Below are 13,567 nucleotides of genomic sequence, written 5' to 3'. Positions count from 1 at the left end.
TGCCGCATCGCGGGGTGGGCCCACAGGGGTTTTCGCCCCCGCCGCCCCTACCCTTCCCGTCCTTGGGTGCTGGCTGATTTTTCAGCCCGTCCGGCGTTTGAGGACGAGCGCGAAGCGCGATACGCGCCCAGCCGCCGCGCGGGGGCAAACGCACATGGACCCGCAAGCCGTAAGGCAAGCGGGTCCACAGCTACGTCCGGCTCAAGCCAGCGCCAGCGTCACGCGGCCTTCGGCGCGTTGACGTCCGACGGCAGCGCCTTCTGCGCGACCTCGACGAGCGCGGCGAACGCGTTGGCGTCGTTGACGGCCAGCTCCGCGAGGATCTTGCGGTCGACCTCGACGTTCGCCGCCTTCAGACCCTGGATGAAGCGGTTGTAGGTGATGCCGTTGGCGCGGGCAGCGGCGTTGATGCGCTGGATCCACAGCTGACGGAAGTCGCCCTTGCGCTTCTTGCGGTCGTTGTAGTTGTAGACCAGCGAGTGGGTGACCTGCTCCTTGGCCTTGCGGTACAGGCGCGAACGCTGACCGCGGTAGCCGGAGGCGGCCTCGAGGATCGCCCGGCGCTTCTTGTGGGCGTTGACTGCCCGCTTGACGCGTGCCACTTGTTAACTCCTTGTAGCGGGGCCGTGGTGGGACTCACACGGCCCGAAATCGATTGGGTCCCGGTCCAGACGTGCGGCGCCGAGGCGCCGGTACGTCACTTGCCGAGAAGCTTCTTGATCTTCTTGGCGTCGCCCGGGGCCATCTCGGCGTTGCCGGTGAGGCGACGCGTCAGGCGCGACGACTTGTGCTCGAGCAGGTGGCGCTTGCCGGCGCGCTCGCGGAGCACCTTGCCGGAGCCGGTGATCTTGAAGCGCTTGCTGGCACCGCTGTGCGACTTGTTCTTCGGCATAGCGCCGTTCTCTCCTCGTCAGTGGCGTTCCGGTGCCCGGTCGTGAAACCGGGCACGGTGGAACGTCATATGTATCGATTGACATCCCGGGGCGCGAGCCCTGGGATCATGCCTCGGCGGAAGCCTCGGCCTGGGCCTCGGCGGTCTCGGCGTCGACGGTCTCCGCGTCGGTGGTCTCACCCTCGGGGAGGTCCCCCTCGGGCAGCTCCCCCTCGGGGATGTCACCGTCGGCGGCGTTCTGCGAGCGGCCGGGGTTGGCCTTCGCTTCAGCCTTGCGGGCCGCCTGGGCCTCACGGGCCTCGGCCATCGCCTCGGTCTTCTTCTTGTGCGGACCGAGAACCATGATCATGTTCCGGCCGTCCTGCTTCGGGTTCGACTCGACGAAACCGAGGTCCTCGACGTCCGACGCGAGACGCTGCAGCAGTCGGTAGCCGAGTTCCGGCCGGGACTGCTCGCGACCACGGAACATGATCGTGATCTTGACCTTGTCGCCCTGCTTGAGGAACCGGACGACGTGACCCTTTTTGGTGTCATAGTCGTGCGGGTCGATCTTCGGCCGGAGCTTCATTTCCTTGATGACCGTGTGCGCCTGGTTCTTGCGCGCCTCACGGGCCTTCATGGCCGACTCGTACTTGAACTTCCCGTAGTCCATGAGCTTGCAGACCGGCGGACGCGCACTCGCGGCCACCTCGACCAGGTCGAGGTCGTACTCCTGCGCAAGCTCCAGCGCCTTGGCAAGCGGAACAATCCCGACCTGCTCGCCGCTGGGACCGACAAGTCGCACTTCGGGAACGCGAATCCGGTCGTTGATGCGGGGCTCGGTGCTGATGGATCCTCCTCGGTAGCACCACACGGCGGTCTGGCGGACAGCCGCGTATGTCTCTGATGACAATGGGACCAACCACCGCGGGGCATGAAAAATGCCCCGGACGGGACACAGGCGGGGCTCCAAGGACTACCGGAGCACCGCCGCGGTCAACCGCGGGGCGCACTTTCGGGCGACTCCATCGTCCGTACGGAACGATGGTGGCCGCCTGACCGGGTGACCCGCCGTCCCTGGGGATGGTCGGGTGGGAGATCGGAGCCTCCACTTGTGGGCCGGGCCCGCCACATGTTTCTTGGCGCGTCCAGCCGGTCGTGACACAAGGTTAGCAGCTCGGGCCGGGAAGGGCTAACCGAGGCCGACGGGGGCCGGGTCCGATCCGGGACCTATCGTAGGGGGCATGAGTGACACCCCTCCCCAGACGCCCGACTACGACACCATGACCCGCGACATCGCCGAGGTCCCCGCGGTCGAGGTGATCGTGACGGTCGCCGTCAACCTGATGAGTGCCGCCGCGGTGAAGCTCGGTCTGGCCCCACAAGAAGGGGTGGGCGACGAGCACAAGGACCTGGACGAGGCGCGCAAGCTGGTGACCGCGCTGGCCGGGCTGCTCGACGCGAGCGCGACCGAGATCAGCTCCTTCCACGCGGCGCCGCTGCGCGATGGTCTGAAGTCGCTGCAGCTGGCGTTCCGCGAGGCGTCGATCGTCCCGGACGAGCCGGGCCAGGGCCCGGGCGAGAAGTACACGGGCCCCGTCTACGGCTAGAGCCGAAGAGACGGACTCGTCAGGAGCGTACGTACAGGGGCTCGCCCGGCGGCGTCGCCTCGGCCGGCAGCAGTGCCAGGTCGAGGCCGCGCACCAGGCGGGCCCTCAGCGTTTCGTCCGCCGCGAGCCGTGCGGCGAGCGCGCGAGCGACTTCGGCCGGTGCGGCGGACGGGTCCAGTACGACGGCGAGGGTGCCGTCGGCCTGGCCGGGGCCGAGGTGGGCGCGGAGCACCCGGGGCTCAGTAGCGACCGCGGCCCGCACCGCGTCGACCACGGCCGGGTCGGACAGCGGATCGGCGGACGTACGTCCCTCGGCGAGCGCCAGCAGGGCCGGGCCCGTCAGCTCGTAGGGCACGGGTCCCGCCATGTCCAGCACGATCGTGTCGGCCTTCTCGTGCGCCGCCGCCTGCAGGGCCTGGTGCAGGGGTACGGCGACGGGGCGGGCCTCGGGATCCCAGCGGGCCAGCGACTCGGTGGACGTGAAGGCGGGCAGGGCCGTGCGGCTGCCGGCCTTCAGGGTGGGTACCGCCATGTCGCTGGTCTTCTCGTGGCGCAGCCCTTTCTCGTCCACCTCGACCTCGCCGAGGAGGGCCACGACGGGCACGAGCAGCCGGGCACCCTTGAGCGCCTCCAGGACCGGCCCCACGGCGGTGCGGTCCTCGGCCCACGCCGCGAGCGCCGCGCTCAGCCGGGGATCGGCGGAGCCGTCGTCGTCGGGGAAGCCGGAGTCGGGAATGTTCTTGTTCGCCACGATCCCCGACCCTATCGGTGGGATGCTGCTGCGCTTGTGCGGCCCCGGAAACCCGGCGTTGACGGGACTCATGGGTTTCTCAGCCTTCCCTGACACACATCTAACATTCGTCTAACCGCGGGCACAGCCCGGGCCCCGAGCATCGCGGGATGGACCGTCACAGAGCCCGCGGGCGCCGCGCCCGTCCCTCCCGACGCAAGCCGCTCCTCTATACCCTGGTGGCCTCCGCCGTCCTGGTGGGCGGTACGGCCGCCGGCACCGTGTATGTGAAGGCGCAGGCGCACGACGGCCCGGGCCTCGTATCGTCGTCCCCGGCCTCGGCGGCGCCCTCGCCCTCGCCGAGCGTCGACGAGGAGGCATCGGTGGAACCTGTGGCGGAGCCCTCGGTGGACCGGGACGCGCTGCTCACCAAGGCGATGAAGTCGGTGGCCGTGGCGGACGGCGCGGACGTGTCGGTCGCCGTTTTCGACCTCGACTCCGCCGAGAGCGCCACGTACGGCGACGGCACCTTCGACACCGCGAGCATCGTCAAGGTCGACATCCTGGCGACGCTGCTGCTCCAGGCACAGGACGCGGACCGGCATCTCACCGCACAGGAGAAGACGTACGCCACCGCGATGATCGAGAACAGCGACAACGCGTCGGCGTCCGCGCTGTGGGCCGCGATCGGGCAGGCGGACGGTCTCGACTCCGCGAACAAGCGCTTCGGGCTGTCCGACACCACGGGTGGCGACGGCGCGTTGTGGGGGCTGACCCAGACCACGGCGGCCGATCAACTAGCCTTGCTGCGGCAGGTGTTCGGGGACGACTCGGAACTCAGCGAGAGCTCGCAGACGTATCTTCAGGGGCTCATGGGTGAGATCGCCACCGACCAGCACTGGGGGGTGTCGGCTGCGGCCGACGGCTCCAAGTGGGCCCTGAAGAACGGGTGGTTGGCGCGCAGCACGACGGGGCTGTGGGACATCAACAGCATCGGGCGGGTCACCGTCGACGGTCACGGCTATCTGGTGGCGACGCTGTCCGACGGCAACTCGACGAAGACGAAGGGGATTTCGCTGGTCGAGGCGGCGGCCCAGGCGGCGGTGTCGGCCTTCCAGGACGCGGCCGCCGACTAGATCACGGGCCTTCTGTTGTGCTGGCTGTGCCTTGAGGCCCGGCTGAAGCGGTTCGGGGTCCTGCGGCCGCGCCACAGCACCACCGACGCCGCCAGCAGCACTCCGCCGAGGCCGCCCGCGAGGGGGCCCGCCCAGCTGGAGGCGTTGGCGTCGTCCTCGGGGGTGGCCGGGCCCGTGCCGAAGTACTTCTGGCCGTACGAGGCCGCGACGAGCCCTTCCGGCTTGAGCCGGCCGCCCGCCTTGATGGCGGCGGCGGGGTCGATGAAACCGAAGCCGCGGGAGTCGTCACGGCCGCCGGTGGGTGCCTCGCGGGCCGTGTCCTCGAGGAGTTGCTTGATCTGGGCCGGGGACAGGCCCGGGTCGGCCGCCTTGATGAGGGCGACCGCGCCGGACACGAACGCGGATGCCGCGCTGGTGCCCCAGCCCTCGTAGTAGCGGTCGTCCGGGTCGGCGATCACGACGTCGACGCCGGGGGCGCTGACCGTGGCGTACCACCGGCGGGTGGAGAACGAGGCGCGGGTGCCGTACCTGTCGACGGCGGTCGCCGCGATCACGCCCGGATAGGCGGCCGGGTACGAGACGTGGTCGCCCTTCTCGCCGCCGTTGCCGGCCGAGGCGACGACGACCACACCCTTCTTCAGGGCGTACTGGACGGCCTCGTCCTCGGCAGGCTCGGGGTGGGCGGACTTGGAGTCGTCGCCGAGGGAGAGGTTGATGACGTCGGCGCCGTGGTCGGTGGCCCAGCGGATGCCCTCGGCGAGGGCGTTGCCGCGGGTGCTGCGGGCCTTGGTGCGGGCCGAGTCGCCGTCTTCGAGGATGACGCGGACGGGGAGGATCTTCGCCTGGGGGGCGATGCCCATGACGCCGTCGGTGTCGACCGAGCCGTGGCCGTGCCCGGCGATGATGCCCGCCATGGCGGTGCCGTGCCGGGCCCACGCCCGGTCACCCCGGGAGGCCCCGAAGCCGACCATGTCCTTGCCGGTGAGCACGTTGCCCGCGAGGTCCGGGTGCTGGGCGTCGACGCCGGTGTCGAGGACGGCGACCGTGATGCCCTTGCCCTTCGTCGTGCGCCAGGCCTCCTGGGTGTGCATCGCGTCGAGGGCCCACTGCTGGGCGCGTATGCCGTCGGCGTGGGCGGCGGTGGGGGGCACCAGGGTGACGGAGGCGGCCAGCAGGACGCTGAGGAGCCCGGCTCGGCGGGGCAGTCGGGGGCTGCGGGTCGCTCCGGCCCTGTCAGTGACTCCCGCGCTGCGGGGCAGTTTGGCCTTGCGGGTCATGACGGCTTCTCCGTGGCCGAGGTGACGGTCTTGCGGAGGGCTCGCTCGACGCGGTCGGCGAGGCCCTGTGCCTCGTGGCCGAGGCCCGCCTGGGCCGGGGCCGTGGTGGCGCCCGCCTTCATGGCGTCGGCGGCGGGCTGGGGGGCGCTGACGGCGCGGGCGTCGGCGAAGCCGGAGACGGCGTAGACGACGACGGGGGCGTCCGTGAGGACCGACACCGTCCAGGACGCGCGCTGGGCGTTGCCGAAGCCCTCGGCTACGGTGCCCTCGGCGGCGTACGGACGGGGCATCAGATCGGTGCGCCGGTCCAGGCCCTCCTTCTGGAAGCGGGTCTTCAGGGAGGTCATGGCGGTCGCGTCCGCCTTGGTGAACAGCAGGCCGACGGTGGTGACATGACTGCGGGTCGCGTCCGTATAGGTGGCGCGCAGCAGCCGCAGGCAGCCGACTGGGGCGAGGGCCTTGCGCAGGAGAGGGTCGAAGGCGTCCTTGCATCCGGTGTCGGGGGCGACGGCGACACGGGTCCACGTGCGGTCGGCGCCGCCGGGGCCCGCGCCGTCGCCCCGCACGGTGGGCGGGAAGAGCTGGTCCACGGGGACGCTGTGCCAGAGCTCCCCGGCCGCCGCGAACGCGCCGCGCGAGCCGGGTCCGTCCGCGTCGTCCCCGGTCAGCCAACTGCCTGTCACCGCGCCGCCGATGAGCCCGAGTCCGAGTACGACACACGCCGCGGCGGCGGCCGTACGGGGCCGCATGCGACGCCCGCCGAACACTCGCCGACGCTCGCAGCCGTCGTCGTACCTCTCCGGCTCCGCGAACGACACGAAGGGACGCTCCACGCTCGGGGTTGCTGACGGGGTGACCGGGACCGGTGCGGGCTTCTCGGCCGGGATGGGCCGCAGCCGCCTGGTCGTCTCCGCGGCCCGCGCCTCGGACCGGGTGCCGGCCGGGGACGGCGCGGGCTCCTCCGCCGGGACGGGCTGCAGCCGCCTGGTCGTCTCCGCGGGCCGCTCCTCGGGCACGGTGCCTCGGCGGGGCTCGGCCGGCGGTGCGTCGGGGAACCGGGCGGAGGCCGCCGGCGGGGGCGGCGTCACGGAGCCGGACCGCGGCTCCGGCCGCAGCTCGGGAAAGCGCCGGGACTCCCGCGCCGTCGCCGCGGCCGAACCACCCGACTCCCGCTCACGGCCCGAGGCCGCACCGGACGACTGCACATCGGCACCCGCCGACCGCCGGATGTCCTGCGCCGAGGGCGCGGGCAGACCACGGAACTCCCGCTCGCGGGGCGAGCCCACCCCGGACGACTGAGGGTCGGCCCCCGGCGACCGCCGGGTATCCTCGGCCGTCGCCGTGTCGGCGGAAGTGTCGAAGAAGTCGAAGGACTTCGGGGGCGACGGCACACGCGGCCCCTGCCCCGCGGGCGGCGCCGCGCCGGGGCCGGACGGCAGACCGTCACCCAGAAGAGGCCGGTCGCCTCGCCGGGGCGCGGGCGAGTCGGGGCCCTGCCGAGGGGAAGGCGGCTCCGCCGGGCGCGGCGGCGGCGAGGCGGAGACGCCCACCGACGCACCCTTCCCCGCTGTCGGAGGCCGCTGCGGGCGCGGTGGTGCCGCGGGGCGGGGAGGCGTCGACAAGCCGTGCGGAGTCGCCGGGGGCGCCGCGGTCCACGGATCACGGGAAGGTGCCGGAATCGACGTGCCCGGCGCAGCCGAGGGCCCCGCGGGACGCTCTGGGCCCCACGAGCCCGGCGCAGTCGACGGACCACCGGAACGCGCCGGAAGAGGCGAGCCCGCCGCGGCCGAGGGACCAGCGGGGGCTTCCGGAGCCCCCGAGCCCGCGCCAGCCGAGGGGTCCTCGGAAGACGCCGCCGAGACCGACGGACCGGGCGACATCGACGTAACCGTTCCCGTGCCCGGCTGGGTAGACGTGCCCGGTGCGGTAGAGGCCCCGGACGGAGCCGCCCCATCAGGCGCACTGGACGTGTCGGCAGAAGCGGACCCACCCGCCGGCATGGAAGGCCGCGGTGGCGCTGACGGGCGTGGAGGGATGGCGGCGCGGCGCGCTTCCGTGCTCATGCTCCCCCCGTTTCCTCGTACCCGGGCCATCGGACCGCCGCGGAGCTCGGCGGGGCCGGGTGGGACTCCGCCACGGGCACGCATACCCGCGCCGGTGGACCGTCACCCCGGGCAGGGCCCGCCGGGGCAAGGTCGTTCCTCCCTGCGTGCGCGTCACTCTACGGGTTGACGCGCGCCCGGAGGGAACCAGTCCGCGGCCCCGGGGCATCTGCCCGGAACGTCCCCCTACCCTGCGGTAATCGAGTCTGGCAGGCTTCGGTCATGACTGCCCGCGCCGCAGACCGGGCCCGCTACGACCGGGCCACCGCTCACCTCGACGCCCCTGTCGCGATCGTGGACCTGGAGGCCTTCGACGCGAACGCGGACGATCTCGTCCGCCGGGCCGGCGGCAAGCCGATCCGGGTCGCCAGCAAGTCCCTCCGCTGCCGCGCCCTCCTCGAACGCGTCCTGGGCCGGGACGGCTTCGCGGGGATCATGTCCTTCACCCTCGCCGAGTCCCTGTGGCTGGCCAGGTCCGGGTTCGACGACGTGCTGCTCGCCTACCCGTCGGCGGACCGCAAGGGCTACGCCGAGCTGACCGGCGACCCCAAGCTCGCCGCCGCCGTGACCGTCATGGTCGACGACCCGGCCCAGCTCCGCCTCATCGACGAGGCGCGGCAGGGCGGCACCGAAGTGGTGCGTGTCTGCCTGGAGTTGGACACCTCCCTCAAGCTGCTCGGCGGCCGGGTCCGCGTCGGAGCCCTGCGCTCGCCGCTGCACTCCCCCGCCCAGGTCGCCGAGATGGCCCGCGCCGTCACCCGCAAGCCCGGGTTCAAGCTGGTGGGGATCATGGCGTACGAGGGTCATATCGCGGGTGTCGGCGACGCGATCGCGGGGCGCCCGCTGCGCTCGCGTGCCGTGCGGCTGATGCAGGCCACCGCCCGCAAGGAGCTCGCCCAGCGGCGCGCCGATGTCGTCCGGGCCGTACGGGCGGTGCAGCCGGACCTCGAATTCGTCAACGGCGGCGGCACCGGCAGCGTCCAGCACACGGCCGCCGAGGACGCGGTCACCGAGATCGCGGCAGGGTCGGGGCTCTACGTGCCGAGGCTCTTCGACAACTACACGTCCTTCAGCGGGCGTCCGGCCGCGCTGTTCGCCCAGCCAGTGGTCCGCAGGCCGGGAGTGGGCGTCGTCACGGTGCTCGGCGGCGGATACCCGGCGTCCGGGGCGCCGGGCCCCGACCGGCTGCCCGTGCCCTACCTGCCCGAGGGACTGAGGTACGACCCCCAGGAGGGCCCCGGCGAGGTGCAGACCCCGTTGCTCGGCTCCCCCGCGGACGATCTGCTCATCGGCGACAGGGTGTGGTTCCGGCACGCCAAGGCGGGCGAGCTGTGCGAGCGGTTCGACACGCTGCACCTCGTGGCGGGTGACACAGTGACGGCCGCCGTCCCGACGTATCGCGGTGAAGGGCACACGTTTCTCTGAGCGCGCGGGTCCTCACTTCGACGGGCCGATGCTGCTGCCCACGCCCCCGCCCGTGTCCGTGTCGCCCATCGGCCGTATCCCCTCGGTGATCTTGTCCATGTCGGTCAGCGGGGGCCCGTCGGGGCCCGCGTCGAAGGCGAAGCGGACGATGACGAGCGACTCCGAGCCGACGCTGGAGGGAAAGGCCAGCGACTCGACGTAACCCCCGGGCCCCACCCCGGTCCTGACCTTCCAGCGCACGAAGTACCCGGCTCGGCCGGCGACGGCGGCCGAGCCCGCCTTCAGCTGCTGGTGGGACTTGATGCCCCGGTAGGGCCGGCTGTTGACGAGGTCGCGGTCGTACGCGCTGTTCGCCGCGTCCTCGATGTCCTGCTCGGCCAGGGCCTTCGGGGACTTCTCGTCGTTCGCCGTGACCGTGCGCGATATGACCCGGCCGTGGCGGCACAGACCCGGGTCGCCCGGGCAGTCGTACGTGCCCGGAGTCGTCATCACGACATCGTCCTCGGCGACGTACTTGGGCCTGACCCAGCCGTCGAGCAGCGGCAGGGTGATGCCGTTGAGCTGGTCCACGACCAGGGACGGGTCGTCGGCCGACGGCTGGGAGGTGGACGCCGAGGGCGCGGGGGTGTCGGTCCTCGACGGAGTGGTCGGTGGGGTCTGCGCCACCGCGTTCCCGCTGTCGTCGTCCCTGCGCAGGAGCACGGCGCCCGTGACGATCGAGGCGACGAGGACGGCTCCGGCCACCGTGAGCGCGACGGCCTTGGCGCGGCCGGAGCCGCCGCCACCGGGGGACTCCGGTTGCGGCGAAGGCTGTTGGGGAACCTCGATCTGGCGCCGGTGGTCGGTCCACACGGTCCCGTCCCACCAGCGCTCGACGAGTGGGTACGACGGGTCGCGGTACCAGCCGGGCGGAGGCGTCATGCTCATCCCGGCACTCTAGGACGTGCCGGTGGTGATCAGTACACGGTGTCCTGACGGTCGGGCACCACCGAGCCGTCGTCCCTGAGGACCGGCCCCTTTGCGCCGTCCGGTTCGTTGAACGCGCCAGTCGAGCACGGGTAGGGATCCGGCCTGCGCGGGAGCGGTTCGATGAACATCGGGTTGATCACCCAGCGGCCGTCGGCGTCGTCGTACGCCCGGCACATGAGTTCGCTCTTGTCGCGGTTGAGGACGAGGTGCGCCCCGGTGGCGTCACCGACGAAGGTGACGTCGGTGTCGGCGTCACCGGCCGCGATCGCGGGGCGATGGCGGCGGTCCTGCCGTTGCCAGGCCGCGGTGCCCTGGACGCCGTAGATCTCCTGGTTGATCCAGCAGCGCTTGCCGTCGATGTACGGGATGGCCTCGCCCCGGCTCGCGGGCACGTCGCCGCAGCCCTGGTTCCGTGTGGTGAGCCGGCCGTGCCGGTCGAGGACGGAGCGGATCGCGAGGGTGTGCCGGGCGTCGACGCCGACACCGCGCGACCAGATCTCGGTGACGGGTTCGGAGCCCGCCGAGACGATGTAGACGTCGAATCCGGCTCGTTGGAGCGTATGGATCAGCTCGCGCTGCTCGTCGTAGTAGCGGACGTACGCCGGGATCGTGTGGGTGCCGAGGGTCTGCGTGGAGCCGATGGGCGCCGCGAGCGCTCCCGTCCGTGCGGTGCGGGCATACGAGGAGAGCTCGGCGACCGTGTGTCCGGCGAACAGCTGGGGCACCCAGGCGTACTGCGGGACGGTGCGCCGGTGGTTCCAGGAACCGGCGAAGGCGGCGGCGCCGCTCATGGTCCGGCCGTCCTCGCGGATCTCGAAGATCTCGTCCGTGCAACGGGGGTTCGTGGCGGTCGGCAGGGGTGCGCCGACGGGGACGCCGGTGCCGCAGGCGGCGGTCAGGGCGGTGTCCGCCGCGTCCGTGAGCCACTTGCTGGTGGTCCCCCAGCTCGCCGGGCGCAGGATCTTGTCGTGCTTCAGGGCCCAGGCGAGGGTGGCGTCGGTGACGTCGTTCTTGGTGACCGTGTTGTCCCAGTCGAAGGCGGCGACCGGGCGGCTCCGGCGGCCGTGCCCGGCGCAGCTGCCCCGCTCGTCGATGACCTGCTGGAGGTGGGCGCGGTTGTCGCCGTACCAACGTCCCGACAGCTGCGGACAGTTGGCGTGACCGGCTGCCGAAGCCGGCGGTGCGGCCGCCGCCAGGGTGGCGGCCGCGACCAGGGTCCACGCGAAAACGTGTCGGTATCGCATGAAATGTGGACCGTACACCGGGCGGTCTACAGAGGCGTGACGTACGCGCCCGAGATACCGCCGTCCACCAGGAAGTCGGTGGCGTTCACGAAGGAGGAGTCGTCGCTGGCGAGGAAGGCGACCGCCGCGGCGATCTCGTCCGCCTCGGCGAACCGGCCGACCGGGATGTGCACGAGCCGCCGCGCGGCCCGCTCGGGGTCCTTGGCGAACAGCTCCTGCAGCAGCGGGGTGTTGACAGGGCCGGGGCACAGGGCATTGACCCGGATGCCCTCCCTCGCGAACTGCACGCCCAGCTCGCGGGACATGGCCAGCACACCGCCCTTGGAGGCCGTGTACGAGATCTGCGAGGTCGCCGCGCCCATCCGGGCCACGAACGACGCCGTGTTGATGATGGAGCCCTTGCCCTGGCGCCGCATGTAGGGGATCGCGGCCTTGCAGCACAGGTAGACGGAGGTGAGGTTGACCTCCTGGACGCGCTTCCAGGCCTCCAGGCCGGTGTCCAGGATGGAGTCGTCGTCGGGCGGCGAGATGCCCGCGTTGTTGAAGGCGATATCGACGGAGCCGTAGGTGTCGTACGCCGTCTTGAAAAGCGCCTCGACCTGCTCGGGGTCGGTGACGTCGACCTTCACGAAGGTGCCGCCGATCTCCTCGGCGGCGGCCTTGCCGCGCTGCTCGTCCACGTCGCCGCAGACGACGTGGGCACCCTCGGAGGCGAGCCGGCGCGCGGTGGCGAGGCCGATGCCGCTGCCGGCGCCGGTGATGACGGCGGTGCGGCCGACCAGGCGGCGGCAGATGGTTTCGTCGGTCACTGTGCGGGGCCCTCCGTGCTGATGAAGACGTTCTTGGTTTCGGTGAAGGCGGTCAGGGCGTCCGGGCCGAGCTCGCGCCCGATGCCGGACTGCTTGAAGCCGCCGAAGGGGGTCCAGTAGCGGACGCTGGAGTGGGAGTTGACCGACAGGTTCCCGGCGCGGACGGCCCCCGAGACGCGCAGCGCCCGGCCGACGTCACGGGTCCAGATGGAGCCGGAGAGCCCGTACGACGTGTCGTTGGCGAGGCGGATGGCGTCCGCCTCGTCCTCGAAGGGCAGGACGACCGCGACGGGGCCGAAGACCTCCTCGACGGCCACGCGCGCGTGGGGCTCGATGCCGGTGAGGACGGTGGGCGGGAACCAGAAGCCGGGGCCCTCGGGGGCCTTGCCGCGGATGCCGGGCGCGTCGACGTCGACGTAGGACCGTACGCGCTCCAGTTGTGCCCGGGAGATCAGCGGGCCCATCTGGGTCTGTTCGTCGGACGGGTCGCCGACGACGACGGACTCGATCGCCGGGGCGAGGAGTTCGAGGAAGCGGTCGTACGCGGAGCGCTGGACGAGGACACGGGTGCGGGCGCAGCAGTCCTGGCCGGAGTTGTCGAGGAAGGCCATGGGGGCGGCGGCCGCGGCGGCCTCGATGTCGGCGTCGGCGAAGACGATGTTGGGGCTCTTGCCGCCGAGTTCGAGGGTGACGCGCTTGAGGAGGGCCGAGCCCTTCGCCAACACCTGTTTGCCAACGGCCGTTGATCCGGTGAAGACGATTTTGGCCACGCCCGGGTGCTCGACGAGGGCGTTGCCCGCGACGGGTCCCGCGCCCGGCAGCACCTGGAACAGGTGCTCGGGAAGGCCCGCCTCCAGGGCGAGTTCGGCCAGACGCAGAGCCGTGAGGGGTGTGGTCTCGGCGGGCTTGAGGACGACCGCGTTGCCCGCCGCGAGCGCCGGGGCCGCACCCCATGCCGCGATCGGCATCGGGAAGTTCCAGGGCGCGATGATCCCCACCACGCCGAGCGGTTCGAGGATCGTGATGTCGAGGCCGCCCGGCACCGGGATCTGGCGGCCGGTCAGCCGCTCCACACCGCCGGCCGCGTAGTCGAGCAGGTCCCGGACGTTGCCCGCTTCCCAGCGGGCGTTGCCGAGGGTGTGGCCGGCCTCGCGGACCTCGAGCCGAGCCAGTTCTTCGAGGTGTTCGTCGACGACGACGGCGAAGCGGCGCAGCAGCCGGGCGCGCTCGCCCGGCGCGAGGGCTGCCCACCCGGCCTGCGCCTTCGCCGCTCGCACGACGGCGGTGTCGACGTCCTGCGGGGTGGCGCCCGGGACGGTGGCGATGACCTCCTCGGTCGCGGGATTGAGTACCTGGAGCGCGTACGGTGCGGCGGACTGCTCGGACAAGGAGGG

At 72.1% G+C, this 13,567-nt stretch carries 13 protein-coding genes; 3 read left to right on the top strand and 10 right to left on the bottom strand.

Features of this window, described 5'->3' with window-relative positions:
- Positions 1 to 218: 218 nt before the first annotated feature.
- From rplT to infC, 3 genes are all read right to left on the bottom strand, one after another.
- Positions 219 to 602, bottom strand: a complete 384-nt coding sequence (gene rplT / locus AB0D27_RS21470) for a 50S ribosomal protein L20 (protein ID WP_020938960.1) — start codon at positions 600 to 602, stop codon at positions 219 to 221.
- Positions 603 to 697: 95 nt separating this feature from the next.
- Positions 698 to 892, bottom strand: coding sequence for a 50S ribosomal protein L35 (rpmI, locus tag AB0D27_RS21465; RefSeq protein ID WP_003947156.1), 195 nt, complete (start codon positions 890 to 892; stop codon positions 698 to 700).
- A 106-nt stretch (positions 893 to 998) separates the two neighbouring features.
- Positions 999 to 1,745: a translation initiation factor IF-3 gene (gene infC, locus AB0D27_RS21460; protein WP_362511021.1), complete on the bottom strand. Its 747-nt coding sequence runs from the start codon at positions 1,743 to 1,745 to the stop codon at positions 999 to 1,001.
- Between the two features lie 370 nt (positions 1,746 to 2,115).
- Here infC and AB0D27_RS21455 point away from each other — a divergent pair, with 370 nt between their 5' ends.
- Positions 2,116 to 2,481 carry a DUF1844 domain-containing protein gene (locus tag AB0D27_RS21455; RefSeq protein ID WP_362510968.1) on the top strand — a complete coding sequence of 122 codons (366 nt, stop codon included), beginning with the start codon at positions 2,116 to 2,118 and terminating at the stop codon, positions 2,479 to 2,481.
- A 19-nt stretch (positions 2,482 to 2,500) separates the two neighbouring features.
- On the opposite strand, the gene AB0D27_RS21450 is transcribed toward AB0D27_RS21455, so the two are convergent.
- Entirely contained in the window at positions 2,501 to 3,232 is a 732-nt protein-coding gene (locus tag AB0D27_RS21450; protein ID WP_362510966.1) for an SseB family protein, read from the bottom strand.
- Positions 3,233 to 3,381: 149 nt separating this feature from the next.
- On the opposite strand from AB0D27_RS21450, the gene AB0D27_RS21445 reads away from it, so the two are divergent.
- A complete protein-coding gene (locus tag AB0D27_RS21445; RefSeq protein WP_362510964.1) occupies positions 3,382 to 4,347 on the top strand; it encodes a serine hydrolase in 966 nt (321 codons plus the stop codon).
- Here AB0D27_RS21445 and mycP read toward each other — a convergent pair.
- Positions 4,344 to 5,624 carry a type VII secretion-associated serine protease mycosin gene (mycP, locus tag AB0D27_RS21440; RefSeq protein ID WP_362510962.1) on the bottom strand — a complete coding sequence of 427 codons (1,281 nt, stop codon included), beginning with the start codon at positions 5,622 to 5,624 and terminating at the stop codon, positions 4,344 to 4,346. The two genes, AB0D27_RS21445 and mycP, sit on opposite strands and share 4 nt — an antisense overlap.
- Positions 5,621 to 7,015: a hypothetical protein gene (locus AB0D27_RS21435; protein ID WP_362510959.1), complete on the bottom strand. Its 1,395-nt coding sequence runs from the start codon at positions 7,013 to 7,015 to the stop codon at positions 5,621 to 5,623. Before AB0D27_RS21435 ends, mycP begins: the two co-directional genes overlap by 4 nt.
- A gap of 933 nt (positions 7,016 to 7,948) precedes the next feature.
- Between AB0D27_RS21435 and AB0D27_RS21430 the strand changes: the two genes are divergently transcribed.
- Positions 7,949 to 9,151 carry an amino acid deaminase/aldolase gene (locus AB0D27_RS21430; protein WP_362510956.1) on the top strand — a complete coding sequence of 401 codons (1,203 nt, stop codon included), beginning with the start codon at positions 7,949 to 7,951 and terminating at the stop codon, positions 9,149 to 9,151.
- Between the two features lie 12 nt (positions 9,152 to 9,163).
- Here the strand turns inward: AB0D27_RS21430 and AB0D27_RS21425 are convergent, their stop codons facing one another.
- The 4 genes from AB0D27_RS21425 to AB0D27_RS21410 are packed head-to-tail and all read right to left on the bottom strand — an operon-like array spanning position 9,164 to position 13,561.
- Positions 9,164 to 10,072 carry a DUF2510 domain-containing protein gene (locus tag AB0D27_RS21425; protein WP_362511018.1) on the bottom strand — a complete coding sequence of 303 codons (909 nt, stop codon included), beginning with the start codon at positions 10,070 to 10,072 and terminating at the stop codon, positions 9,164 to 9,166.
- Positions 10,073 to 10,107: 35 nt separating this feature from the next.
- On the bottom strand, positions 10,108 to 11,364 hold the full coding sequence (locus AB0D27_RS21420) for a haloacid dehalogenase-like hydrolase (RefSeq protein WP_362510953.1): 1,257 nt from the start codon (positions 11,362 to 11,364) through the stop codon (positions 10,108 to 10,110).
- Positions 11,365 to 11,390: 26 nt separating this feature from the next.
- The gene (locus AB0D27_RS21415; protein WP_362510950.1) at positions 11,391 to 12,173 is read right to left on the bottom strand and encodes a 3-oxoacyl-ACP reductase; all 783 of its coding nucleotides are present in this window, start codon (positions 12,171 to 12,173) and stop codon (positions 11,391 to 11,393) included.
- Entirely contained in the window at positions 12,170 to 13,561 is a 1,392-nt protein-coding gene (locus AB0D27_RS21410) for an aldehyde dehydrogenase family protein (RefSeq protein ID WP_362510947.1), read from the bottom strand. The genes AB0D27_RS21415 and AB0D27_RS21410 overlap by 4 nt, the downstream gene beginning before the upstream one ends.
- Positions 13,562 to 13,567 lie beyond the last annotated feature (6 nt).

Source organism: Streptomyces sp. NPDC048415 (assembly GCF_040651675.1).
GTDB lineage: Bacteria > Actinomycetota > Actinomycetes > Streptomycetales > Streptomycetaceae > Streptomyces.
The sequence above is the reverse complement of the archived record's forward strand: the minus strand, read 5'-3'. Positions and strand labels throughout refer to the sequence as shown.